Here is a 23505-nt window from a genome sequence, read left to right on the forward strand (position 1 = left end):
GATGGGCCGCAGCCCGAATGCGATCGGGTGCGGCGGCTAACTGGAGAAGGACGAAGCGTCGGCTGCCGAGGCTTTGACAGTGTTCGCCGCATCTGCGGCTCTCACGGCGGCGACGAATGCCCGGATCTTTCCGGCGTCCTTGAGGCCCTTGTGCCCGGGACCGTCGATTTCGACGCCCGAACTCACATCAACGGACAGCGTCTTGCAGCGCGTCCGCAGGCTGTGAATGCCATCGCTCACGTTTGCAGGTGTGAGCCCACCACTCAAGACGAGGTGAGCGTCGACGGCGGGTGGAAGAAGTGACCAATCGAAAGCCTTGCCGCCTCCGCCATAACCTTCGACATGGGCGTCGAGCAGGATGGCCTGGGCGCGGGAGTAATCGGACGCGTATTTTACGAGGTCGAAGCCGGCCCCGGCAGCCCCCAGTGGAATCCGGGCGGCGCGCATGTAACGAAAGCGTCCCGGGCCGGTGGCTTCCTCGCACTGTTCGGGCGTTTCTTCCCCGTGGAACTGCGCGATGGCGCCTTTCACGCGGGCCAGGGAGGCCAGGACTTCGGGCGCGTCCGCGTTCACGAACAGCAGCACGGGCGTGATGAAGGGCGGCAGGCGCGAGGCCAGCTCGGCGGCGCGCTCGACGCTCACGGCGCGCGGGCTCTTCGGGTAGAGCACGAAACCGATCGCGTCGGCGCCAGCCTCGACCGCCGCGTCGACGTCGGCCTCACGCGTGAGGCCACAGATCTTGATGCGGGTGCGTGGGGCGAGAGGAGCGGGAGATGTCATGGCGGGCCATCATACGAAGCCCGCTCGCCCTGGAGCGTGGCCTCGGCCGGCAGACCCCACTTGGCGTCGTACAACGGGCCGAGGAAGTACAGGCCGTCGGCGGAAAAGGTGGGCGCGGCCACCTTGCGGCTGCGCGCCTCGAGCACCTCGGTGATCCATTCGGGCCGCTCGTCGCCGCGGCCGATGCGCACCAGGCTGCCCATCAGGTTGCGGATCATGTGGTGCAGGAAGGCGTCCGCCTCGAACTCGAAATGCCAGCGGCAGCGTTCGCCGTTGCCCACGCGCGTGATCTCCAGGCGCCGCAGGTCCTTGACCGGCGAGAGGGCCTGGCAGGCCGAGGCGCGGAAGGAGCTGAAGTCGTGCCGGCCCACCAGCAGCGCTGCCGCGGCGCGCATCGCATCGCCGTCGAGCGGGTACATCGACCAGCCGACCCGGCCCGCATCGAGGCTGGGCCGCACGGGCGACTGCGAGAGCACGTAGACGTAGCGGCGCGCCAGGGCGCTGGCGCGGCAATGGAATTCGTCGGGCACCGGGTGCGCCCACTGCACCGCGATGTCGTCGGGCAGGTAGCGGTTGGTGCCGCGCATCCAGGAGAACGGGTCGCGTTCGATGTCGGTGTCGAAGTGCACCACCTGCATCAGCCCGTGCACACCGGCGTCGGTGCGGCCGGCGCACAGCGTGCTGACCCGGCTGCCGGCGGGCAGGCCGGCGAACTTCGCGAGGGCGGCTTCGAGCTTGTCCTGCACCGTGCGGCCCGAGCGCTGGCTCTGCCAGCCCTCGTATGCCTGGCCGTTGTAGCGGATGCCGAGTGCCAGCCTCACGAAGCGATCAGAAGGGCAGTCGGCAACCGGCTCAGCGCAGTTCGGCGAGCAGCTGCTTGGCTTGCGACTTGAGGTCGCCGGCGCTTTCGGCTTCGACTTCCTCGACCAGCGAGCGCGCGCCTTCGACGTCGCCGATGGCCTGCAGTTCGCGGGCCAGCGAGAGCTTCACGGCGTGCGGGTTGTCGTCACCGTCGTCGTCCAGGGCGGACGGCGAGGTGGCCACGGCCGCAGAGCGCGGTGCTTCGGCGGCGGCGGAGCGGGCCGGGAGGCCGGCGAGGGCGCTCATGTCGAACTCGATGAAGCCCGAGTCGGCAGGCAGCGTGTCGCGCAGCATGGCCGGGCGGGTGTTGTGCTCCGCGTCGTTCAGCGACGAGGGGCGGGTGTGGGCCGTCAGCGCGCCGGGGGCCGTGTCGAAATCGTTTTCAAGGTCGACAGGCGCTGCGGCGTGGCCGTTGCTCAGCGGGGCCGGCGCGGCCGTCGGCGCGTAGACCGACTTCGGCAGGCTGGCACCCACCGGAGCAGGTGCCGGTGCGGGCGGCTGGGTCAGGTCGAGGTCGAAGTCCAGTGGTGCGACCGAGGGCATGAAGGCCGGCGGGGCCGACGCCACGGGCGGTGCGGCCGGGGGCGGCGGTGCCACGACGGCGGCTGCGACTGCGGCAGCCGGCTTGGCGGCAGCGGCCAGCGCGCCGGCGAATGCGGCGGTCTCGGCCTGGCTGGCGCCTCGCGCGGTGCCCGTGCCCGATTCGTACAGCGGGTTGCCCGGGTCGAGGTCCTTGCCCATGTCGACCACGCGGTTCCATTCGGAGCCCGCACCGTTGGTCAGCTTGTGCACTTCGGTGGCCAGGCCGTCGAAGGCGCGCACATCGCGGCGCTTGGCGTGGATTTCGAGCAGCTTCAGGTGGATGGCGGTGCGGTCCGGGTTCAGGCGCAGCGCTTCACGCAGGATTTCCTCGGCCTGCAGGTCGCGGCCGTAGGCCAGGTAGACGTCGGCTTCGGCGACCGGGTCGACATCGCCCGCATCGAGCTGGCTCGGCGAGTACGACAGCGACGACACGGTGGAGTCGCCGCGGTTCTTGGTGTCGACCGATTCGCCGCCGCTGGCGCCGAAGAACGAGTCCTTGGGAATGCGGCTCTCGAGGAACACGCTTTCGCTCATCTCTTCGCGGCGGCGGCCCAGCACGCGGTACAGCAGGAAGCCGACCAGCAGCGCGATCAGCGCGGCGCCGGCAAGCATCAGCGGGTTGTCGAGCAACTCGTCGAGGAAGCTGCGCTCCGGCGGGGGCGGCGGCGGTGCGGCCTTGACCACAGGCTTGGGAGCGACGATGGGCGCGGCGGCTGCAACTGCAGCGCTGGCTGCGGCTGCCACGGGCAGGGCGGCTGCGTCGGTGGCCGACGGTGCGGCGGCTGCGGCGGGTGCTGCAGCGGAGGCCGCGGCGACGGGGGCCGTTGCAGCGGGAGCGGTTGGTGCGGCTGCCGGCGCCGGCGTTGCCGGTGCGGTGGCTGCGGCGGTAGGGGCCGCGGCGGGCGCAGGAGCGGCCGCTACCGCTGGCGTCGGCGTCGTGGCACCGGTCAGCGGTGCGGGAACGGCGATGCCGGGCGTGGTGGCCGGCGCTGCGGGCGCGGCGGCCGCAGCGGACGATCCCGTGCCCGTGCCGGTGCCGGCCTTGAGCTTGTTCAGCTCGTTGATGTTCTTCGTGAGTTCGGCGACGCGGCTGCTGCTGTCCTGCGCCTGGCGGGCCTGCGCGACCTTTTCATCGGCGGCGCGCGTGGCGGCGTTGCCTTGCGACACCGTGAGCTTGTCGGGTGCGCTGGCGGCGGCGTTGCGGTCTTCCACGCTGGCCTGCAGCTTGCCCGAGGCCTGGCGGCTTGCGGCGGCCACGTTGGTGGTCGGGGCGTTTTCGGCGAGGCGCTGGCGGTAGCTGCCGAAGTCGCGGCTTTGCGCGGTGATCGTGCGGCGTGCGTCGGCGGCCGGCACGGCGCTCGCTGCGGCGGCGTTCGGCAGGTCGAGCACGGCACCGGCCTTCATCCGGTTGACGTTGCCGCCGACGAAGGCGTCGGGGTTGGCGTTCAGCAGCGCGACCAGCATCTGGTCGAGCGAGACATCGGCTGGCTTGTGAGTAGAGGCGATCTTGCCGGCGGTGTCGCCACGGCGCACCGTGACTTGCTCGTCACTGCCGCCGCTGGGGGCAGCAACGGCGGCACGTGCCGGCGCGGCCGCAGGGGCCGGTGCAGCCGCAGCGGGTGCGGGCGTTGCAGCGACCGCAGGCGCGGGTTCGCGGCGCACGCGCGGGGCGGGCGCGGGGCGCTCGACCGGCGTGGCGATCTGCGGTGCGATGGGCGTCACCGGCGCGGCTGCCGCCTGGCGCGTGGCCGGCGGATCGAGCAGCACGGTGTAGTCGCGGACGATGCGGCCCGAGGCGCCATTGGCTTCGAGCAGCAGGTCGATGAAGGGGTCGTTGAGCGGACGGTTGCCGGCCAGGCGCACCACGTACTGGCCGCCGGCGCGGCGTTGCAGCGTGGCTTTCACGTCGCCGAGGGCCGCGTTGTACGGGATGCCTGCGTTCTTGAAGGCTTCGGCCGTGGCGATGTTGATCTTCAGGCCTTCCGCCTCGTTGGCGGCCATTTCAGTGACATCGATCTCGGCGCGCAGCGGTTCGCCCAGTGCCGACTGCACCCGCAGCGGTCCCAGCGCGAAGGCGCTGGCGTCGGCGCTGGCCAGTCCCAGCGTCAGGGCCGCAGCGGCACCCAGGATGGAAAGGCGCCAGCCATTCGACGGCAGGGCGGGGCGGGCGGCCGAAGGGCGGGCCGCGGGCAACAGATGTCTTGTCATGCTGATAGGGGCGGCTCAGGCCCTGAATTTGTAAGAGGACGTTAGCATCATCAACATGCACTGACAAGGCAATGCGCCTGATCTACCCAGTGCGCGCATACTTCCGATGACATCCTGTGTTGCCTTTTGGCAACATTTTTGTATTTCAAGGCCCTGAGCTGCCCGCATCAGGCTTCGAGCAGGATGCGCAGCATGCGACGCAGCGGTTCGGCCGCGCCCCACAGCAGCTGGTCGCCGATGGTGAAGGCGCCGACGTACTCGGGGCCCATCGCCAACTTGCGGATGCGGCCGACCGGGATGTCCATGGTGCCGGTCACGGCCACCGGCGTCAGGTCCCTCACGGTGGCTTCGCGCGTGTTCGGCACGACCTTGGCCCAGGGGTTGTCGGCGGCGATCATCGCTTCGATGTCGGCCACCGGCACGTCCTTCTTGAGCTTGAAGGTCAGGGCCTGGCTGTGGCAGCGCATCGCGCCGATGCGCACGCAGAAGCCATCGACCGGCGTGGCGGCGGTGCCGAAGCCCGCGCCCTGGCCGAGGATCTTGTTGGTCTCGGCGCCGCCCTTCCACTCTTCCTTGGACATGCCGTCGCCCAGGTCCTTGTCGATCCAGGGGATCAGCGAGCCGCCCAGCGGGGCGCCGAAGTTGGCGATTTCGGAGGCGCTCAGGTTCTGCTGCTTGTGCAGTACCTTGCGGTCGATCTCGAGGATGGCCGACTTCGGGTCGTCGAGCAGGGCGCGCACTTCGGCGTTCAGCGTGCCGAACTGGGTCAGCAGCTCGCGCATGTGCTGCGCGCCGCCGCCCGAGGCCGCCTGGTAGGTCATGCTGGTCATCCACTCGACCAGGCCGGCCTTGTAGAGGGCGCCCACGCCCATGAGCATGCAGCTGACGGTGCAGTTGCCGCCGACCCAGTTCTTGCCGCCCTTGGCGAGCGCGTTCTGGATCACGGGCAGGTTGACGGGGTCGAGCACGATGATCGCGTCATCGTTCATGCGCAGCGTGGAGGCCGCGTCGATCCAGTGGCCGTTCCAGCCGGCGGCGCGCAGCTTGGGGAAGACCTCGCTGGTGTAGTCGCCGCCCTGGCAGGTGATGACGATGTCGCACTTCTTCAGTGCCTCGATGTCGTTCGCATCCTTGAGCGTGGTTTCGTTCTTGGCCATCGCCGGGGCCTTGCCGCCCGCGTTCGAGGTCGAGAAGAAGACCGGCTCGATGAGGCCGAAGTCGCCTTCGGCCTGCATGCGGTCCATGAGGACCGAGCCGACCATGCCGCGCCAGCCCACGAGGCCGACCAGAGGTTGCTTGGATGCGTTCGCCATTTCAGTTTGCCCTTAGTGAAGAAAGAAAAAATCAGTCTTTTTTGCCCCCGACTCGTCGGCCGGGGGAGGGCGTGACGAAGCGGGCTGCGGTTAGCCGGTAATCGTCTTTTTGGTGATGGCTGCTACGACCGCGTCGCCCATTTCGCGGGTGCCGACGCGCTTCGTGCCTTCGGACCAGATGTCGCCCGTGCGCAGCCCGGAGGCGAGCACGTGCTTGACCGCCGACTCGATACGGTCGGCAGCTTCGGGCTGGTTGAGGGAGAAGCGAAGCATCATGGCAGCGGACAGGATTGTAGCCAAAGGATTGGCAACCCCTTTGCCAGCAATGTCGGGCGCGCTGCCGTGGCTGGGCTCGTACAGGCCCTGGTTGCTCGCATTGAGCGAGGCCGAGGGCAGCATGCCGATGGAGCCGGTGAGCATCGCGGCCTCGTCCGAGAGGATGTCGCCGAACATGTTGCCGGTGACGACCACGTCGAACTTCTTGGGCGCCTTCACGAGCTGCATGGCCGCGTTGTCGACGTACATATGGTCGAGCTCGACGTCCGGGTACTCCTTGCCGACCTCGGTCACGATGTCCTTCCAGAACTGGAAGGTCTCGAGCACGTTGGCCTTGTCCACGCTGGTCACGCGCTTGCTGCGCTTGCGGGCCGCTTCGAAGGCGACGTGGGCGATGCGCTCGACCTCGGGGCGCGAGTAGCGCATCGTGTCGAAAGCTTCTTCAGCGCCCGGGAAGTGGCCGTCGGTGGCGATGCGGCGTCCGCGCGGCTGGCCGAAATAGATGTCGCCGGTCAGCTCGCGGATGATGAGGATGTCCAGGCCCGCGATCAGCTCGGGCTTCAGGCTCGAGGCGCCCACCAGCTGCTCGTAGCAGATGGCCGGGCGGAAGTTGGCGAACAGGCCCAGGTTCTTGCGCAGCCCCAGGATGGCCTGCTCGGGCCGCAGCGGGCGGTCGAGCTTGTCGTACTTCCAGTCGCCGACGGCGCCGAACAGCACCGCGTCGGCGTCCTTGGCGAGCTTCAGCGTCGATTCGGGCAGCGGGTGGCCGTGCGCCTCGTAGGCCGCGCCGCCGACCAGGGCCGATTCCATCTCGAACTTCAGGTCGAGGACTTCGAGCACCCTGACGGCTTCCGCCACGATTTCGGTGCCGATGCCGTCACCCGGGAGAACTGCGATTTTCATAAGTTGGTCTGAGGTTTTTTCTTGAAAACGGAAAGGCCGCCGATCACGAGATCATCGTGTGCGCGAGCCAGGGCTTTTGTGCCAGGCGCTCGGTCTCGAAGGCCTTGATCTTGTCCTTGTGGCGCAGCGTCAGGCCGATGTCGTCCAGCCCGTTGATCAGGCAGTACTTGCGGAAGGCCTGCACGTCGAACGCGAACTCCTGGCCGTCGGGCTTCACGACCACCTGGCGTTCCAGGTCGATGGTCAGCGTGTAGCCCGGGAAGGCGAAGGCTTCGTCGAACAGCTGCGAGACCTGCGACTCGGGCAGCACGATCGGCAACAGGCCGTTCTTGAAGCTGTTGTTGAAGAAGATGTCGGCGTAGCTCGGCGCAATGATCGCGCGAAAGCCGTACTGGTCGAGGGCCCACGGCGCGTGCTCGCGCGACGAGCCGCAGCCGAAGTTCTTGCGCGCCAGCAGCACCGAGGCGCCGGCGTAGCGGGGCTGGTTCAGCACGAAGTCGGGGTTCGGCTTGCGGCTGGCCGGGTCCTGGCCCGGAAAGCCGGCGTCCAGGTAGCGCCACTCGTCGAACAGGTTCACGCCGAAGCCGGTCTTCTTGATCGACTTGAGGAACTGCTTGGGAATGATCGCGTCGGTGTCGACGTTCTCGCGGTCCATGGGGGCCACGAGGCCCTTGTGCACGGTGAATTTCTGCATGTGATGTCTCCAGGTCAGGCCAGATCAGGCAAAAGTGCGCACGTCGACGAAGTGGCCGTGCACCGCGGCGGCGGCGGCCATCGCCGGGCTCACGAGGTGGGTGCGGCCACCGGCGCCCTGGCGGCCTTCGAAGTTGCGGTTGCTGGTCGATGCGCAGCGCTCGCCGGGCTCGAGGCGGTCGGCGTTCATTGCCAGGCACATCGAGCAGCCGGGCTCACGCCATTCGAAGCCCGCGGCCTTGAAGATCACATCGAGCCCTTCGCGCTCGGCCTGCTCCTTCACCACGCCCGAACCGGGCACGACCATCGCGAGCTTCACGTTCTTCGCGACCTTCTGGCCGAGTTTCTTCACCACGGCGGCGGCTTCGCGCATGTCCTCGATGCGGCTGTTGGTGCACGAGCCGATGAACACCTTGTCGATGAAGATGTCGTTCATGGCCTTGTTGGGCTCCAGGCCCATGTAGACCAGCGCGCGCTCGATGGCGCTGCGCTTGCTGGCGTCCTTTTCCTTGTCGGGATCGGGCACGCGGCCGTTGATCTCGACCACCATTTCGGGCGAGGTGCCCCAGGTGACCTGCGGCTGGATCTGCGTGGCGTCGAGCTCGACCACGGCGTCGAAGGTCGCGCCGGGGTCGGACTGCAGCGTGCGCCAGTAGCTCACGGCCTGGTCCCATTCGACGCCGGTGGGCGCGAGCGGGCGGCCCTTCACGTAGGCGATGGTCTTCTCGTCGACCGCCACCAGCCCGGCGCGCGCGCCGGCCTCGATGGCCATGTTGCAGACCGTCATGCGGCCTTCCATGCTCAGGTCGCGAATAGCCGAGCCGGCGAATTCGATCGTATAGCCCGTGCCGCCGGCGGTGCCGATCTTGCCGATGATGGCCAGCACGATGTCCTTGGCGGTGCAGCCCAAAGGCAGCTTGCCTTCGACCTTCACGAGCATGTTCTTGGCCTTCTTGCCCAGCAGCGTCTGCGTGGCCATCACGTGCTCGACCTCGCTGGTGCCGATGCCGTGCGCCAGTGCGCCGAACGCGCCGTGCGTGGAGGTGTGCGAGTCGCCGCAGACCACCGTCATGCCCGGCAGCGTCGCGCCGCTTTCCGGGCCGATCACGTGCACGATGCCCTGGCGCTTGCTCAGGAACGGGAAGAACGCGGCGGCGCCGAACTCGGCGATGTTGTGGTCCAGCGTGGTGACCTGTTCCTTGCTGGTCGGGTCGGCAATGCCTTCGTAGCCGCGCTCCCAGCCGGTGGTCGGCGTGTTGTGGTCGGCGGTGGCCACCACCGAGCTGATGCGCCACAGCTTGCGGCCGGCTTCGCGCAGGCCCTCGAAGGCCTGCGGGCTGGTCACTTCGTGCACCAGGTGGCGGTCGATGTAGAGGATCGCGGTGCCGTCTTCCTCGGTGTGGACGACGTGTTCGTCCCAGATCTTGTCGTAGAGCGTGCGTGCCATGTCGGTCTCTTGTCTTTCGTGGGGAAATGGATTGTCTGTCGACGCGGTCTAGGCCGCGAGTCGTTCGGTGGCGTCGGCCGAATCGGCCGCCGCGTGCAGGTGGTTCACCAGCGTGCGCGCCGCCACCGGCAGGGTGGAGAAGTCGCGCGCCACCAGCCGGATCTCGCGCGCCGCCCAGGCGTCGTTGAGCGTCACGCTCACGAGGCCGCGGCCGATGCCGTTGTGCATGAGTTCGAAGGCGCGCTGCGGCATCACGCCGATGCCCAGGCCGTTGTCGATCATCCGGCACATGGCGTCCAGGCCCGTGACGTGGATACGCAGCTTCACGCTGCGGCCGGCGCTCAGCGCCGCTTCATGCATCGCCACGTAGATCGAGCTGTTGGTGTGCAGGCCGACGTGGTCGAAGGCCAGCGAGTCGACGAAATCGATCGTGTCCTGCGTGGCCAGCGCGTGCCCCTCGGGAACGATCAGCGCGAGGCGGTCGTGGCGGTAGGAAAGGCTCTGCAATTCGCCCGCGCCGCCGGCCACGTGGCACACGCCCAGGTCGGCCGCGCCTTCCTGCACCGCGCGGATCACTTCGCTGCTCAGGTGCTCCTCGAGGTCGATCTTGATGGCCTCATGGGCTCGCGAGAACACGCCCAGGTCTTCCGGCAGGAACTGCACGATGGCCGAGATGTTGGCGTGCACCCGCACGTGGCCGCGCACGCCGTCGGCGTATTCGCTGAGCTCGCCCTGCATCTTCTCGAGGCTGTAGAGCACCGAGCGGGCGTGGTGCAGCAGGCTTTCGCCGGCCGGCGTGAGGTCGACGCCGCGCGCATGGCGGTAGAGCAGGGCGGTGCCGAGCGTGGCCTCCAGGTCGGACAGCCGCTTGCTCACGGCCGAGGCCGCGATGAACTCGCGCTCCGCCGCGCGCCCGATGCTGCCCAGCTCGCACACGGCCACGAACAGCTGCAGCGACGTGAGGTCGATGCGGCGGGCAAAGTTGCGTTCGGACGTGCTCATGGGGGCTTGGGCATCGCGTTTGGCGATGAGTTGGCTATTTTCTTACTGTTTTGAAGCCCTTGCCATCGCGATGCGCGATGACCTCGTTGCCGGCTGGCGAGGAGGGGCATGCCGAACGGGCAATAAAAAAGCTGCCCGGAGGCAGCTTTTTCAGGGGGCGGAGGTTCCGCGGCCGGTCGATCAGCGGGCCGAGATCGGCTTCACGTCACGCTTGGGCGAGCCTTCGAACAGCTGGCGCGGGCGGCCGATCTTGTACTCGGGGTCGCCGATCATTTCGTTCAGCTGGGCGATCCAGCCGACGGTGCGGGCCAGCGCGAAGATCGCGGTGAACAGCGGCACGGGGATGCCGATGGCGCGCTGCACGATGCCCGAGTAGAAGTCGACGTTCGGGTACAGCTTGCGCGACACGAAGTACTCGTCTTCCAGGGCGATCTTCTCGAGTTCCTTGGCGAGCTTGAACAGCGGGTCGTTTTCCAGGCCCAGCTCGGTCAGCACTTCGTTGCAGGTTTCCTGCATGAGCTTGGCGCGCGGGTCGTAGTTCTTGTACACGCGATGGCCGAAGCCCATCAGCTTGACGTTCGAGTTCTTGTCCTTGACCTTCTTGATGAACTCGCCGATCTTTTCCACGCCGCCTTCGCGCTGGATGTCGTACAGCATGTTCAGCGCCGCTTCGTTGGCACCGCCGTGGGCCGGGCCCCACAGGCAGGCCACGCCGGCTGCAATGGCCGCGAAGGGGTTCGTGCCCGACGAGCCGCACAGGCGCACGGTCGAGGTCGAGGCGTTCTGCTCGTGGTCTGCGTGCAGGATGAAGATGCGGTCGAGCGCGCGCTCGAGCACCGGGTTCACCTTGTACTCTTCGCACGGCGTGGCGAACATCATGTGCAGGAAGTTGCCTGCATAGCTGAGTTCGTTCTTCGGGTACATGTACGGCTGGCCGACGGTGTACTTGTAGGCCATGGCCACGAGCGTGGGCATCTTCGCGATCAGGCGGATCGCGGCGATCTCGCGGTGCTCGGGATTGTTGATGTCCGTGCTGTCGTGATAGAAGGCCGACAGGGCGCCCACTAGGCCGGTCATGATGGCCATCGGGTGGGCATCACGGCGGAAGCCGCGCAGGAAGAACTGCATCTGCTCGTTGACCATCGTGTGGTTGGTCACGAGCTTGGTGAAATTGGCCTTCTTGCCGGCGTCCGGCAGCTCGCCGTACAGCAGCAGGTGGCAGGTCTCGAGGAAGTCGCAGTTGGTGGCGAGCTGCTCGATGGGGTAGCCGCGGTACAGCAGCTCGCCCTTGTCACCGTCGATGTAGGTGATGGCCGACTGGCAGGCGGCGGTCGACATGAAGCCCGGGTCGTACGTGAACATGCCGGTCTGTGCATACAGCTTGCGGATGTCGATCACGTCGGGCCCGATGGTGCCCTTGTAGATCGGCAGTTCGACGTTGTCGCCGCCATTGCTGAACGACAGCGTGGCCTTGGTATCGGATGCTTTCATTTCGGTTTACTTTCAGAGGTGGATTCAGGACGAAGGAGAAAAAATGGCAGGACGCTGAGCGCCGTCGGTACGCATCAGCTGCAGCAATGCGACCACCTCGGCCCCGGCCCATGCGGGCTCGGGCTCCTTTCTGCACAGCAGCAGGTCGAGGAGGTCGTTGTCCGACAGGTCCATCAATGTCTCCATCGCTCCCGCTTGACCGACGGTCATGTGGGATTCGTGCCGCTCGAAGAAGCGGGCGATGAACAGGTCGTTCTCCAGCAGGCCGCGCCGGCAACGCCACTTGAGCTTGCTCAGCGCGCGTTCGCCGAGCAGCGTATCGGGGGCGTTGGCGGGGGTCGACATAAGTAAGGCTTCTCGGAAAAACCGTCAGATGGCGCGACGCACCATCAGTTCCTTGATCTTGCCGATGGCCTTGGTCGGGTTCAGGCTCTTCGGGCACACGTCCACGCAGTTCATGATCGTGTGGCAGCGGAACAGGCGGTACGGGTCTTCCAGGTTGTCCAGGCGCTCGGCGGTGGCTTCGTCGCGGCTGTCGGCGATGAAGCGGTAGGCCTGCAGCAGGCCGGCCGGGCCGACGAACTTGTCGGGGTTCCACCAGAAGCTCGGGCAGCTCGTGGAGCAGCTCGCGCACAAAATGCACTCGTACAGGCCGTCGAGCTCTTCGCGCTCTTCGGGCGACTGCAGGCGCTCCTTCTCGGGCGGCACGGTGTCGTTCTGCAGGTACGGCTTGATCGAGTTGTACTGCTTGAAGAACTGGGTCATGTCGACGATCAGGTCGCGGATGACGGGCAGGCCCGGCAGCGGCTTGAGCACGACGGTGCCCTTGAGCGTGTTCATGTTGGTCAGGCAGGCCAGACCGTTCTTGCCGTTGATGTTCATCGCGTCGGAGCCGCAGACGCCTTCGCGGCACGAGCGGCGGAACGACAGTGTGGGATCCTGCGCCTTGAGCTTCATCAGGGCGTCCAGCAGCATGCGTTCGTGACCGTCGAGTTCGACCTCGACCGTCTGCATGTAGGGCTTGGCATCCTTGTCCGGGTCGTAGCGGTAGATCTGGAATGTGCGCTTCATCGTATGGACCTTGTAAATATTCTTAGAACGTGCGGACCTTGGGCGGCACGGATGCCACCGTCAGCGGCTGCAGCTTGACGGGCTTGTACGAGAGGCGGTTGTCCGCGCTGTACCAGAGCGTGTGCTTCATCCAGTTGGCGTCGTCGCGGCCCAGCGGTGCGACCGGGTCGTCCGCGGGACGCTCGTAGTCTTCCACCGTGTGGGCGCCGCGGCATTCCTTGCGGGCGGCGGCCGAGACCATGGTGGCCTGCGCCACTTCGATCAGGTTGTCGACTTCCAGCGCTTCGATGCGGGCGGTGTTGAACACCTTGGACTTGTCCTTCAGGCCGATCGACTTGACGCGTTCGCGCACGGCGGCGATCTTGACCACGCCTTCGTCCATCGAGGCCTGCTTGCGGAACACGGCGGCATGCTGCTGCATGACGGCGCGGATCTCGCCGGCCACGTCCTGGGCGTACTCGCCGCCGGTGGAGGCTTCGAGTTCGTTCAGGCGCTGCAGGGTGCGGTCGGCCGCATCCTTGGGCAGTTCCTTGTGTTCCTTGAGCTTGTCGTTGAACTCGACGATGTGGTTGCCGGCCGCGCGGCCGAACACCAGCAGGTCGAGCAGCGAGTTGGTGCCCAGGCGGTTGGCGCCGTGCACGCTCACGCAGGAGCATTCGCCCACGGCGTACAGGCCGTTCACCACGGCGCTGTTGTCTTCACCCTTCTGGATGACGACCTGGCCGTTGATGTTCGTCGGGATGCCGCCCATCTGGTAGTGGATGGTGGGCACCACGGGAATCGGTTCCTTGGTGACGTCGACGTTGGCGAAGTTGATGCCGATCTCGTAGACCGACGGCAGCCGCTTGTGGATGGTGTCGGCACCCAGGTGGTCCAGCTTCATGTGGATGTAGTCCTTGTTGGGACCACAGCCACGGCCTTCCTTGATTTCCTGGTCCATCGAGCGCGACACGAAGTCGCGCGGTGCCAGGTCCTTCAGGGTGGGCGCGTAGCGCTCCATGAAGCGTTCGCCGTTGCTGTTCAGCAGGATCGCGCCTTCGCCGCGGCAGCCTTCGGTCAGCAGCACGCCCGCGCCGGCCACGCCGGTGGGGTGGAACTGCCAGAACTCCATGTCCTGCAGCGGGATGCCCGAACGTGCGGCCATGCCCAGGCCGTCGCCGGTGTTGATGAACGCGTTGGTGGACGCACCGAAGATGCGGCCTGCGCCGCCGGTGGCCAGCAGCACGGTCTTGGCCTGCAGGATGTGCAGGTCGCCGGTTTCCATTTCGAGGGCCGTGACACCGACCACGTCGCCTTCATCGTCGCGGATGAGGTCGAGCGCCATCCATTCGACGAAGAACTGGGTGCGGGCTTCCACGTTCTTCTGGTAGAGCGTGTGCAGCATCGCGTGGCCGGTGCGGTCGGCCGCGGCGCAGGCGCGTTGCACGGCCTTCTCGCCGTAGTTGGCGGTGTGGCCGCCGAACGGACGCTGGTAGATGGTGCCGTCGGGGTTGCGGTCGAAGGGCATGCCGAAGTGCTCGAGCTCGTACACGACCTTCGGTGCTTCACGGCACATGAACTCGATCGCGTCCTGGTCGCCGAGCCAGTCGGAACCCTTGATCGTGTCGTAGAAGTGGTAGTGCCAGTTGTCCTCGCTCATGTTGCCGAGCGAAGCGCCCACGCCGCCCTGGGCAGCGACGGTGTGCGAACGGGTCGGGAACACCTTGGAGAGCACGGCCACGTTGAGGCCGGCACGGGCGAGTTGCAGCGAGGCGCGCATGCCGGAGCCGCCGGCACCGACGATGACGACGTCGAACTTGCGCTTGGTGATGTTTTCTTTTGTGTAGGTCATGGTGGGTCAGATCTTCCAAAGCACTTGAATGGCCCAACCCGCACAACCGACAAGCCAGACGATGGTGAAAACTTGCAGCACGAGACGGATGGCGACAGGCTGGACGTAGTCCATCCACACGTCGCGCATGCCGACCCACACGTGATAGAGCAGGGCAACGATCACGGAGAAGGTCAGGACCTTCATCCACTGTGCGGCGAAGATGCCGGCCCACAGGTCGTAACCGATGGGGCCGCGCGAGAAGATCAGCTGCGCGAGCAGGATGATCGTGAACAGCGCCATCAGGGCGCCGGTGATGCGCTGGCTGAGCCAGTCGCGCAGACCGTAGTGCGCGCCGACGACGATGCGCTTGGAGCCGTAATTCACAGACATGGTTGGCTCCTTCTCAGTACAGGCCGAACAGCTTGGCGCCAAGCACCAGCGTGAGGATGATGCTCGCAGCCAGCGTGAAGATGGCCGAGCTGTGACCGAATTCCTTCGTCACGGCGGAGTGGCTCACGTCCATCCAGAGGTGACGCAGGCCGGCGATGAAGTGGTGCAGGTAGGCCCAGATGAGCGCCAGTGCGACGAGCTTGAAGAACCATCCCGGAGCGAAGCCGACGCCGATGTTGAAAGCAGACTTGAATTTCGCGAACGAATAGTCAGATGACAGCGAGGTGTCGAACATCCAGATGATGAAGGGCATCAGCAGGAACATCAGCACACCGCTCACGCGGTGCAGGATCGACACGATGCCAGCCGGCGGCAGCCGGTAGGTCGTGAGATCGGTGAAGGCGTTGATGTTCCGGAATTCGCGACGCGGCGGCCGGGGGGTAGTTGCAAGCTCTGTCATAGGGAGATGGCTTTCGTGGCTTTGTGACTTGTTGGCTTGTTCTGAGAGCGAACGCTTTTGTTTCTTCTGCGGAATGCAAACAACGCAAAATTCTATTGCAATGCACCATCGCGCATCGGACGCGCAGGAGTCAACGCACTGCGGCAGTCGGATGCTCGGGGCTCGGGGTTGCGTTGCGCGGGCTGAGTGTGCGCGTTTGTGCCCGCGCGGGCGAGGTTCTTCGGCGCCATCGGATCAGCCCAGCTGGTTGCGGTAGTGGTGGGTGTCGGTGCGGTACAGGCCGCGGCGCAGTTCCATCGGCATGTCGTGGTACGTGTGCGCCACGCGCTCCACGCTGAGCAGCGGCATCTGCAGCGGCACGTCGAGCAGTTGCGCCTGTTCGGCATCGGGCAGCACGGCGCGGATCTTTTCTTCGGCGCGCACCATGCGCACGCCGAACTCGGTTTCGAACATCGCGTACATCGGGCCCGGCCAGGCGCGCAGCCGGTCCGCCGTGAGGCCCTTGAAGGGCGCGCCGGGCAGCCAGAGGTCTTCGAGGATGGTCGGCACGCCGCCATAGGCGAGCACGCGGCGCACCTGCAGCACGGCGTCGCCGGTGCGCAGGCTCAGCGCACGCGCCACGTCGGCCGAGGCGCGCAGGCGCTTGCAGTCGACGATGGTGCGCTCGGCCGGACCTTCGGCGCTCGGGCTGCCGGCGTCGGGCACGAGCTTGAGAAAACGGTACTGCACATGCTGCTCGGCATGCGTGGCCACGAAGGTGCCCTTGCCCTGGCGGCGCACCACCAGGTTTTCGGCCGCCAGCTCGTCGATCGCCTTGCGCACCGTGCCCTGGCTCACGCGGTACCGCACGGCCAGGTCCATCTCGCTGGGGATGGGCTCGCCCGGCTTCCACTCGCCGGCCTGCAGGCTCTGCAGGATCAGGGTCTTGATCTGCTGGTAGAGCGGACTGAAGGACGGCGTCGTGGGCTCGTCGAGGGTGGAGGGCGTGTTCATGGCAGCGGTGGGGTGCGCCGTGGCGGACCCCCAGAGGATATCTTATATAAGACATAAGACGGCCTTTGTCGAATCGGCTTAAAATGCGGCCCGGTCCCGCGCCGCGGGAAAGCTTCCCCCCGCTGGACCGCGGCGCCCCACGAGAGCGCTAACCCGTTTCACCACCTTCTGGAGTCTTCCCATGAGCAAAAAGCCTGTCCGCGTTGCCGTTACCGGTGCCGCCGGTCAAATCGGTTACGCCCTGTTGTTCCGTATCGCTTCCGGCGAAATGCTCGGCAAAGACCAGCCGGTCATCCTGCAACTGCTCGAAATCCCCGACGAGAAGGCCCAGAAGGCGCTCAAGGGCGTGATGATGGAACTCGACGACTGCGCCTTCCCGCTGCTGGCCGGCATGGAAGCCCACGGCGACCCGATGACCGCCTTCAAGGACGCCGACTACGCCCTGCTGGTCGGTTCGCGCCCCCGCGGCCCCGGCATGGAGCGTGCCGAGCTGCTGGCCGTCAACGGCGCCATCTTCACGGCACAGGGCAAGGCACTGAACGCTGTCGCTTCGCGCAACGTGAAGGTGCTGGTCGTCGGCAACCCCGCCAACACCAACGCCTACATCGCCATGAAGTCGGCACCGGACCTGCCGCGCAAGAACTTCACCGCCATGCTGCGCCTGGACCACAACCGCGCCGCCAGCCAGATCGCCGCCAAGACCGGCAAGGCCGTGGCCGACATCGAGAAGCTCACCGTCTGGGGCAACCACTCGCCCACGATGTACGCCGATTACCGCTTTGCGACCATCAACGGCGAAAGCGTCGCCAAGATGATCAACGACCAGGAATGGAACGCCAACACCTTCCTGCCGACCGTCGGCAAGCGCGGCGCGGCCATCATCGAAGCCCGCGGCCTGTCGTCGGCTGCCTCGGCCGCCAACGCCGCCATCGACCACATGCGCGACTGGGCCCTGGGCACCAACGGCAAGTGGGTCACGATGGGCATCCCGTCGGACGGCCAGTACGGCATTCCGAAGGACGTGATGTTCGGCTTCCCGGTCACCTGCGAAAACGGTGAGTACAAGCTGGTCGAAGGCCTCGAGATCGACGCCTTCAGCCAGGAACGCATCAACAAGACGCTCGAAGAGCTCGAAGGCGAACGCGCCGGCGTTGCCCACCTGCTGTAAAGCAAGCCCGCCCGCATGCTCGACTGGAACCCCGCGCTCTACCGTCGCTACGAGGACGAGCGCACCCGGCCCGCACAGGAACTCCTGGCGCGGGTCCCGCTTGCCGAGGCCGCCCGCGTGGTCGACCTCGGGTGCGGACCGGGCAATTCCACCGAGCTGCTGGCACATCGGTTCCCGAAGGCGCAGGTCACGGGCACTGACAACTCCGAAGCCATGCTGGTCAGCGCGCGCGAGCGCCTGCCGGCGGCGCGCTTCGAGTTGAGCGACATCGCGACCTGGGCGCCGCGTGAAACAGAAGCGCCCGATCTCATTTATGCCAACGCGTCCCTGCAATGGGTGCCGGATCACGAAACGCTGATCCCCCGCCTGTTCGACGCGCTGGCCCCGGGCGGCGTGCTCGCCGTCCAGATGCCCGACAACCGCCAGGAGCCCACGCACCGCCTGATGCGCGCGGTGGCGGCCGAAGCGCCCTGGGCCGAGCCCATCGGCGACGCCGACAAGCTGCGCACCTTGCTGCTGCCGCTCGGCGGCTACTACGACCTGCTGGCCGCGCGTGCGGCCCATGTCGATGTCTGGCACACCATCTACCAGCACCCGATGGCCAACGCCGCGGCCATCGTCGAATGGGTGCGCGGCACGGGCCTGAAGCCCTTCGTCGACCGCCTGCCGCCCGACCTGCAGGCGAGCTACCTCGCCGAATACGAACGCCGGGTGGACGAGGCCTACCCGGTGCGCACCGACGGCAAGCGCCTGCTCGCCTTCCCGCGCATGTTCATCGTGGCGCACAAGAAAAAAGACGCATGACAACGAAGACCGCCGCTGCCCATCCCGCGGACGTGCTGCTCGGCGCACAGGCCGGCGCCGTGACCCTGCCGGTGTGCGACCACTACAGCGGCGTCGAAGCCCGCATGAAGAAGAGCCTCGCGCTCCAGGCCGAGATGGCGCAGGAGTTCGGCGCCTGCGTGTTCGACGTCACCCTCGACTGCGAAGACGGCGCCCCGGTCGGCGGCGAGGCGGAGCATGCCGCGCTCGTCACCGAGCTCGCGCTGGCCGCCCAGCCCGGCATGCGCGTCGGCGTGCGCGTGCACCCGGTCGACCACCCGGCCTTCGCCGGCGACGTGGTCACCATCGCCGGACGCGCCGGCCAGCGGCTGAGCCACCTCATGGTGCCCAAGGTCGAATCCGTGGCCGATGTGTGTCAGGCTGTTGCCGCGCTCGACGCGGCCGATGCCGCCGCGCTGCCGCTGCACGTGCTCATCGAATCGCCCCTGGCGGTGCACAACGCCTTCGAAATTGCCGCGCACCCGCGCGTGCAGTCGCTGAGCTTCGGCCTCATGGATTTCGTGTCGGCGCATGCCGGCGCCATTCCCGCCGACGGCATGGGCGCGGCGGGGCAGTTCAGCCACCCGCTGGTCGTGCGCGCCAAGCTGGCACTGGCCTCGGCGGCACATGCCTACGGCAAGGTGCCTTCGCACTGCGTGGTCACCGAGTTCAACGACACCGATGCGATGCGCACCGCGGCCCGCAAGGCGGCCACCGAATTCGGCTACACGCGCATGTGGAGCATCCACCCGAACCAGATCCGGCCGATCCTCGAGGCCTTCGCGCCCGACGAGGCACAGATTCAAATTGCCACAAAAATCATTACAAAAGCCGCAGACGCGGATTGGGCACCGACACAAATTGATGGCACATTGCACGACCGCGCGAGCTACCGCCACTTCTGGCAGGTCCTGACGCGCGCCCACGCAACAGGGCGCGCGTTGCCCTCCGAGGCGAAAGCCTGGTTTGCATCGCGGTCTCCTGAAACCCACTGAATCAGCCTGAAGGAACCCCGCTCATGAAGAAAATTGCACTGATCGCCGCCGTTGCGCTAGCCCTGCCTTTCGCCGCCGTGGCCCAGAACGCCACCGCCACCAAGCCGGCCGCGGCCAAGGCCGAAGCCAAGAAGACCCCGCCGAAGCGCCAGGTGACCCGCAAGGCGGCCAAGGCCGTCGAGGAGGTCACGCCGATCGCCGACGACACCAACATCGTGCTGTCCGAGTCCGACCTGGCCGTGGCACAGCGCGTGTCCATCGGCAAGGCCCAGTGCGAACTCGGCGCCGACGTGACCGTCACGCCCGACGAGAAGAAGCCCGGCTTCTTCACCGTGACCACCAAGGGCCTGAAGTACCGCATGCACCCGGTCGAAAGCCGCACCGGCGCCATCCGCCTCGAAGACCCGCGTGCCGGCGCCATGTGGCTCCAGCTGGGCAACAAGTCGATGCTGATGAACCAGAAGGCCGGCCTGCGCATTGCCGACGAATGCCAGACCGCCGCTCAGGTCGCCTTTGCCGACGAGATGAAGAAGAACCCGCCGAAGGCCCTTTTCGAAGGTGCCGACGCAGCCAAGAAGTAAGAAGAGCACCGAACCCGGGGTGCGGCGCGGCTCTTGCTTGGCCGCTAGAGACCGCAGCGCACGCCCGATAGCCTAGTTTCCGGAGAAAAGAAGATGTTGCAAGCCTACGTTGATCATGTTGCCGAACGCGCCGCGCTCGGTATCCCGCCGCTGCCCCTGAGCGCGAAGCAGACCGCCGAAGCGATCGAGCTCCTGAAGAGCGCGAACGCCAAGGACGGCGCCTTCCTGCTGGACCTGCTCACCTACCGTGTGCCCGCCGGCGTCGACGACGCCGCCAAGGTCAAGGCGAGCTACCTCGCGGCCGTGGCCCACGGCACCGAGAAGAACGCGTTCATCACGCGCGCCCGCGCCACTGAACTGCTCGGCACCATGCTCGGCGGCTACAACATCAGCCCCATGATCGACCTGCTGGACGACGCCGAAGTCGGCGCCGTGGCAGCCGAAGGCCTGAAGAAGACCCTGCTGATGTTCGACCAGTTCCACGACGTCAAGGAAAAGGCCGACAAGGGCAACGCCCACGCCAAGGGCGTGCTGCAAAGCTGGGCCGATGCCGAGTGGTTCACCAGCCGCCCGGAAGTGCCGCAGAGCATCACCGTCAGCATCTTCAAGGTGGCCGGTGAAATCAACACCGACGACCTGTCGCCCGCACCCGACGCCACCACGCGTCCCGACATTCCGATGCACGCCCTGGCGATGCACAAGAACGCCCGCCCCGGCATCGTTCCTGAAGAAGACGGCAAGCGCGGCCCGGTGAAATTCATCGAAGACCTGCGCGCGCGCGGCCACCTCGTGGCCTACGCCGGCGACGTGGTCGGCACGGGTTCGTCGCGCAAGAGCGCCACCAACTCGGTGCTGTGGTTCACCGGCGAAGACATTCCCTTCGTGCCGAACAAGCGTTTCGGCGGCGTCTGCCTCGGCGGCAAGATCGCGCCGATCTTCTACAACACGATGGAAGACTCGGGCGCTCTGCCCATCGAGCTCGACGTGACGCAGATGAACATGGGCGACGTGGTCGAGCTGCGTCCCTACGAAGGCAAGGCCCTGAAGGACGGCCAGGTCATCGCCGAATTCCAGGTCAAGAGCGACGTGCTGTTCGACGAAGTGCGCGCCGGCGGCCGCATTCCGCTGATCATCGGCCGCGGCCTGACCGCCAAGGCGCGCGAGGCGCTGGGCCTGCCCGTCTCCACGCTGTTCCGCCTGCCGCAAAGCCCGGTCGACACCAAGAAGGGCTTCTCGCTGGCACAGAAGATGGTCGGTCGCGCCTGCGGCCTGCCCGAAGGCCAGGGCGTGCGTCCGGGCACGTACTGCGAACCCAAGATGACCTCGGTCGGCTCGCAGGACACCACCGGCCCGATGACCCGCGACGAACTGAAGGACTTGGCCTGCCTGGGCTTCTCGGCCGACCTCGTCATGCAGTCGTTCTGCCACACGGCGGCGTACCCCAAGAAGGTCGACGTCAAGATGCACCACGAACTGCCCGAGTTCATGGCCAACCGCGGCGGCGTGTCGCTGCGTCCGGGCGACGGCGTGATCCACAGCTGGCTCAACCGCCTGCTGACGCCCGACACCGTGGGCACGGGCGGCGACAGCCACACCCGCTTCCCCATCGGCATCAGCTTCCCCGCAGGCTCCGGCCTCGTGGCCTTTGCGGCCGCCACCGGCGTGATGCCGCTGGACATGCCCGAGTCGGTGCTCGTGCGCTTCAAGGGCAAGATGCAGCCCGGCGTCACGCTGCGCGACCTGGTCAACGCCATTCCGCTGTACGCCATCAAGTCGGGCCTGCTGACCGTGGCCAAGCAAGGCAAGAAGAACATCTTCTCGGGCCGCATCCTCGAGATCGAAGGCCTGCCCGACCTGAAGGTCGAACAAGCTTTCGAGCTGAGCGACGCCTCGGCCGAACGCTCGGCCGCCGGCTGCACGGTGCACCTGAACAAGGAACCGATCCAGGAGTACATCAACAGCAACATCACGCTGATGAAGTGGATGATTGCCGAAGGCTACGCCGACGCCCGCACGCTGGCACGCCGCATCGCCGCGCAGGAAGCCTGGCTCAAGGACCCGCAGCTGCTCAAGGGCGATGCCGACGCCGAGTACGCCGCCGTGATCGAGATCGACCTGGCCGAGATCCACGAACCCATCGTGGCCTGCCCGAACGACCCGGACGACGTGAAGACGCTGAGCGACGTGGCCGGTGCCACCATCGACGAAGTGTTCATCGGCTCGTGCATGACCAACATCGGCCACTTCCGCGCCGCATCGAAGCTGCTCGAAGGCAAGCGCGACATCCCGGTCAAGCTGTGGATTGCGCCGCCGACCAAGATGGACGCGCAGCAACTTACCGAAGAAGGCCACTACGGCGTGTTCGGCAACGCCGGCGCCCGCACCGAAATGCCGGGCTGCTCGCTGTGCATGGGCAACCAGGCACAAGTGCGCGAAGGCGCGACGGTGATGTCGACCAGCACCCGCAACTTCCCGAACCGCCTGGGCAAGAACACCAACGTGTACCTGGGCTCGGCCGAACTGGCCGCCATCTGCTCGCGCCTGGGCCGCATCCCGACCCGCGAGGAGTACATGGCCGCCACGGGCGTGATCGACGCGTCCAGCGCGCAGATCTACCAGTACCTGAACTTCGACAAGATCGAAGACTACAAGGGCGTGGCGGACACGGTCACGGCCTGAGGGTCGTTGCAGCCGGCGAGCGATTCGCCGGCCTCATGAAAAAGCCCCGCTTCGGCGGGGCTTTTTCATGGGCGGTCGCTGTCGGTGTCAGCCCGGCGGCGGATTCGGCTTCAGGTGCTCCTGCCCCTTCAGCACCATCGCCATCCCGGCGGGGCCGCCCACCGCATAGGGCAGCGAGGCCTGCAACGAGTGCGCGAAATCGCCGCGGTACAGCTTGGCACCCTGGTGGGTCAGGTTCGAATTGGCGTCGATGTAGATCGACTCGCCCAGCCCCGACCACAGCCGGCAGAAGCCGTAGTCTTCCGACAGGTAGCGCCGCGTGACCGGGTCGACCATCACGTCGAAGAAGCGGTAGTGCAGTCCGCGGTCGGCTTCGCCGATGCTGTCGGGCACGTACTGCAGCTCGGGGTAGGCGGTCATGAGCCGCTCGAACACGCCGCGCCGGATTGCCATGAAGCCCGTGGGCGCCTCGGTCATCTTCATGAAGCCGTCGGGCTGCACTTCGAGCTCGATCTGCGTCGCGCCTTCTTCGGCCTTGGCATTGACCGTGTAGCGGGTGAACGCGGCCTCGAACTGCTGCTGCGTGGTGCCGGCCGCCACGCCGCCGGCCGGCCAGTCTTCGCGCTTGAGGGGGTAGACGCCGGCGGCGATGTCGTAGCCCGACAGCAGCAGTCGGAACGCCGCCTCGGCCGAGAAGCCGATGTCTGCGTCGATCCAGAACAGGTGGGTCCACTCGGTGTTGGCCAGGAACTGGGCCACGCAGTTGTTGCGCGCGCGTGTGACCAGGCTTTCGCCCTGGTGCATCAGCACCTGCACCTTCATGCCGGCACGCTCGGCGCTCACGGTGAAGTTCAGCAGCGACGCCACGTAGTTCTGGAAGAACTTGCCGTCGTGGCTCGGCGTCACGATCACGGGATAGAAGTGCCGGAGTTCGGGCGGGTCGAGCATGCGAGGGGCTCCGTGGGGTGAGGGTCTGG

The 23505-nt window shown here is 66.8% G+C and carries 21 protein-coding genes; 5 read left to right on the forward strand and 16 right to left on the reverse strand.

The annotated features are described in order from the left end of the window. Positions 1-36: 36 nt before the first annotated feature. The 15 genes from AC07YS_RS04675 to AC07YS_RS04745 form a co-directional block, all read right to left on the reverse strand. Positions 37-780 (reverse strand): phosphoribosylanthranilate isomerase, encoded by a 744-nt coding sequence (locus tag AC07YS_RS04675; RefSeq protein WP_139702441.1) that lies wholly within the window; start codon positions 778-780, stop codon positions 37-39. Continuing rightward, on the reverse strand, positions 777-1601 hold the full coding sequence (truA, locus tag AC07YS_RS04680) for a tRNA pseudouridine(38-40) synthase TruA (RefSeq protein WP_495268084.1): 825 nt from the start codon (positions 1599-1601) through the stop codon (positions 777-779). The genes AC07YS_RS04675 and truA overlap by 4 nt, the downstream gene beginning before the upstream one ends. A gap of 31 nt (positions 1602-1632) precedes the next feature. Next, the gene (locus AC07YS_RS04685; protein WP_495268083.1) at positions 1633-4431 is read right to left on the reverse strand and encodes a FimV/HubP family polar landmark protein; all 2799 of its coding nucleotides are present in this window, start codon (positions 4429-4431) and stop codon (positions 1633-1635) included. Positions 4432-4598: 167 nt separating this feature from the next. Then, the gene (gene asd / locus AC07YS_RS04690; RefSeq protein ID WP_495268082.1) at positions 4599-5744 is read right to left on the reverse strand and encodes an aspartate-semialdehyde dehydrogenase; all 1146 of its coding nucleotides are present in this window, start codon (positions 5742-5744) and stop codon (positions 4599-4601) included. 90 nt (positions 5745-5834) lie between these two features. After that, on the reverse strand, positions 5835-6923 hold the full coding sequence (gene leuB, locus AC07YS_RS04695) for a 3-isopropylmalate dehydrogenase (RefSeq protein WP_495268081.1): 1089 nt from the start codon (positions 6921-6923) through the stop codon (positions 5835-5837). A 43-nt stretch (positions 6924-6966) separates the two neighbouring features. Next, positions 6967-7617, reverse strand: coding sequence for a 3-isopropylmalate dehydratase small subunit (gene leuD, locus AC07YS_RS04700; protein WP_062479700.1), 651 nt, complete (start codon positions 7615-7617; stop codon positions 6967-6969). 24 nt (positions 7618-7641) lie between these two features. After that, positions 7642-9063 (reverse strand): 3-isopropylmalate dehydratase large subunit, encoded by a 1422-nt coding sequence (leuC, locus tag AC07YS_RS04705; protein WP_307586694.1) that lies wholly within the window; start codon positions 9061-9063, stop codon positions 7642-7644. A 48-nt stretch (positions 9064-9111) separates the two neighbouring features. Beyond that, positions 9112-10065: a LysR substrate-binding domain-containing protein gene (locus AC07YS_RS04710; RefSeq protein ID WP_495268080.1), complete on the reverse strand. Its 954-nt coding sequence runs from the start codon at positions 10063-10065 to the stop codon at positions 9112-9114. Positions 10066-10245: 180 nt separating this feature from the next. Continuing rightward, positions 10246-11556 carry a citrate synthase gene (gene gltA / locus AC07YS_RS04715; protein ID WP_056572035.1) on the reverse strand — a complete coding sequence of 437 codons (1311 nt, stop codon included), beginning with the start codon at positions 11554-11556 and terminating at the stop codon, positions 10246-10248. 24 nt (positions 11557-11580) lie between these two features. Next, complete coding sequence (locus tag AC07YS_RS04720) at positions 11581-11901, reverse strand: FAD assembly factor SdhE (protein ID WP_062479704.1); 321 nt, start codon at positions 11899-11901, stop codon at positions 11581-11583. A gap of 24 nt (positions 11902-11925) precedes the next feature. Next, a complete protein-coding gene (locus AC07YS_RS04725) occupies positions 11926-12627 on the reverse strand; it encodes a succinate dehydrogenase iron-sulfur subunit (RefSeq protein ID WP_062479706.1) in 702 nt (233 codons plus the stop codon). Positions 12628-12649: 22 nt separating this feature from the next. Next, complete coding sequence (gene sdhA / locus AC07YS_RS04730; RefSeq protein WP_056572028.1) at positions 12650-14458, reverse strand: succinate dehydrogenase flavoprotein subunit; 1809 nt, start codon at positions 14456-14458, stop codon at positions 12650-12652. 6 nt (positions 14459-14464) lie between these two features. Beyond that, the gene (gene sdhD, locus AC07YS_RS04735) at positions 14465-14830 is read right to left on the reverse strand and encodes a succinate dehydrogenase, hydrophobic membrane anchor protein (RefSeq protein ID WP_062479708.1); all 366 of its coding nucleotides are present in this window, start codon (positions 14828-14830) and stop codon (positions 14465-14467) included. A 13-nt stretch (positions 14831-14843) separates the two neighbouring features. Then, positions 14844-15290 carry a succinate dehydrogenase, cytochrome b556 subunit gene (gene sdhC, locus AC07YS_RS04740; RefSeq protein ID WP_495268079.1) on the reverse strand — a complete coding sequence of 149 codons (447 nt, stop codon included), beginning with the start codon at positions 15288-15290 and terminating at the stop codon, positions 14844-14846. Positions 15291-15524: 234 nt separating this feature from the next. Further along, positions 15525-16283 carry a GntR family transcriptional regulator gene (locus tag AC07YS_RS04745; RefSeq protein ID WP_070062271.1) on the reverse strand — a complete coding sequence of 253 codons (759 nt, stop codon included), beginning with the start codon at positions 16281-16283 and terminating at the stop codon, positions 15525-15527. A gap of 181 nt (positions 16284-16464) precedes the next feature. On the opposite strand from AC07YS_RS04745, the gene AC07YS_RS04750 reads away from it, so the two are divergent. From AC07YS_RS04750 to AC07YS_RS04770, 5 genes are all read left to right on the forward strand, one after another. Next, positions 16465-17451: a malate dehydrogenase gene (locus tag AC07YS_RS04750; RefSeq protein ID WP_042578072.1), complete on the forward strand. Its 987-nt coding sequence runs from the start codon at positions 16465-16467 to the stop codon at positions 17449-17451. Between the two features lie 15 nt (positions 17452-17466). Next, positions 17467-18255, forward strand: a complete 789-nt coding sequence (tam, locus tag AC07YS_RS04755) for a trans-aconitate 2-methyltransferase (RefSeq protein ID WP_307637445.1) — start codon at positions 17467-17469, stop codon at positions 18253-18255. Beyond that, on the forward strand, positions 18252-19268 hold the full coding sequence (locus AC07YS_RS04760; protein WP_495268078.1) for an HpcH/HpaI aldolase/citrate lyase family protein: 1017 nt from the start codon (positions 18252-18254) through the stop codon (positions 19266-19268). Before tam ends, AC07YS_RS04760 begins: the two co-directional genes overlap by 4 nt. A gap of 23 nt (positions 19269-19291) precedes the next feature. Then, positions 19292-19849 (forward strand): hypothetical protein, encoded by a 558-nt coding sequence (locus AC07YS_RS04765; RefSeq protein WP_062479718.1) that lies wholly within the window; start codon positions 19292-19294, stop codon positions 19847-19849. Between the two features lie 93 nt (positions 19850-19942). Continuing rightward, positions 19943-22528, forward strand: a complete 2586-nt coding sequence (locus AC07YS_RS04770) for a bifunctional aconitate hydratase 2/2-methylisocitrate dehydratase (RefSeq protein WP_062479720.1) — start codon at positions 19943-19945, stop codon at positions 22526-22528. An 87-nt stretch (positions 22529-22615) separates the two neighbouring features. On the opposite strand, the gene AC07YS_RS04775 is transcribed toward AC07YS_RS04770, so the two are convergent. Further along, positions 22616-23476, reverse strand: a complete 861-nt coding sequence (locus tag AC07YS_RS04775; RefSeq protein ID WP_495268077.1) for a hypothetical protein — start codon at positions 23474-23476, stop codon at positions 22616-22618. Positions 23477-23505 lie beyond the last annotated feature (29 nt).

Source organism: Variovorax sp. GW458-11-26-14-LB1, from assembly GCF_059423965.1.

Bases quoted from the DNA above. Each gene is read 5' to 3' on its own strand.
- AC07YS_RS04775 (WP_495268077.1), bottom strand. From the start codon at position 23,476: ATGCTCGACCCGCCCGAACTCCGGCACTTCTATCCCGTGATCGTGACG.
- tam (WP_307637445.1), top strand. From the start codon at position 17,467: ATGCTCGACTGGAACCCCGCGCTCTACCGTCGCTACGAGGACGAGCGC.
- AC07YS_RS04725 (WP_062479706.1), bottom strand. From the start codon at position 12,627: ATGAAGCGCACATTCCAGATCTACCGCTACGACCCGGACAAGGATGCC.
- AC07YS_RS04685 (WP_495268083.1), bottom strand. From the start codon at position 4,431: ATGACAAGACATCTGTTGCCCGCGGCCCGCCCTTCGGCCGCCCGCCCC.
- asd (WP_495268082.1), bottom strand. From the start codon at position 5,744: ATGGCGAACGCATCCAAGCAACCTCTGGTCGGCCTCGTGGGCTGGCGC.
- AC07YS_RS04770 (WP_062479720.1), top strand. From the start codon at position 19,943: ATGTTGCAAGCCTACGTTGATCATGTTGCCGAACGCGCCGCGCTCGGT.
- AC07YS_RS04710 (WP_495268080.1), bottom strand. From the start codon at position 10,065: ATGAGCACGTCCGAACGCAACTTTGCCCGCCGCATCGACCTCACGTCG.
- AC07YS_RS04720 (WP_062479704.1), bottom strand. From the start codon at position 11,901: ATGTCGACCCCCGCCAACGCCCCCGATACGCTGCTCGGCGAACGCGCG.
- AC07YS_RS04760 (WP_495268078.1), top strand. From the start codon at position 18,252: ATGACAACGAAGACCGCCGCTGCCCATCCCGCGGACGTGCTGCTCGGC.
- AC07YS_RS04675 (WP_139702441.1), bottom strand. From the start codon at position 780: ATGACATCTCCCGCTCCTCTCGCCCCACGCACCCGCATCAAGATCTGT.
- sdhA (WP_056572028.1), bottom strand. From the start codon at position 14,458: ATGACCTACACAAAAGAAAACATCACCAAGCGCAAGTTCGACGTCGTC.
- leuB (WP_495268081.1), bottom strand. From the start codon at position 6,923: ATGAAAATCGCAGTTCTCCCGGGTGACGGCATCGGCACCGAAATCGTG.
- sdhC (WP_495268079.1), bottom strand. From the start codon at position 15,290: ATGACAGAGCTTGCAACTACCCCCCGGCCGCCGCGTCGCGAATTCCGG.
- gltA (WP_056572035.1), bottom strand. From the start codon at position 11,556: ATGAAAGCATCCGATACCAAGGCCACGCTGTCGTTCAGCAATGGCGGC.
- AC07YS_RS04750 (WP_042578072.1), top strand. From the start codon at position 16,465: ATGAGCAAAAAGCCTGTCCGCGTTGCCGTTACCGGTGCCGCCGGTCAA.
- leuD (WP_062479700.1), bottom strand. From the start codon at position 7,617: ATGCAGAAATTCACCGTGCACAAGGGCCTCGTGGCCCCCATGGACCGC.
- leuC (WP_307586694.1), bottom strand. From the start codon at position 9,063: ATGGCACGCACGCTCTACGACAAGATCTGGGACGAACACGTCGTCCAC.
- AC07YS_RS04765 (WP_062479718.1), top strand. From the start codon at position 19,292: ATGAAGAAAATTGCACTGATCGCCGCCGTTGCGCTAGCCCTGCCTTTC.
- sdhD (WP_062479708.1), bottom strand. From the start codon at position 14,830: ATGTCTGTGAATTACGGCTCCAAGCGCATCGTCGTCGGCGCGCACTAC.
- AC07YS_RS04745 (WP_070062271.1), bottom strand. From the start codon at position 16,283: ATGAACACGCCCTCCACCCTCGACGAGCCCACGACGCCGTCCTTCAGT.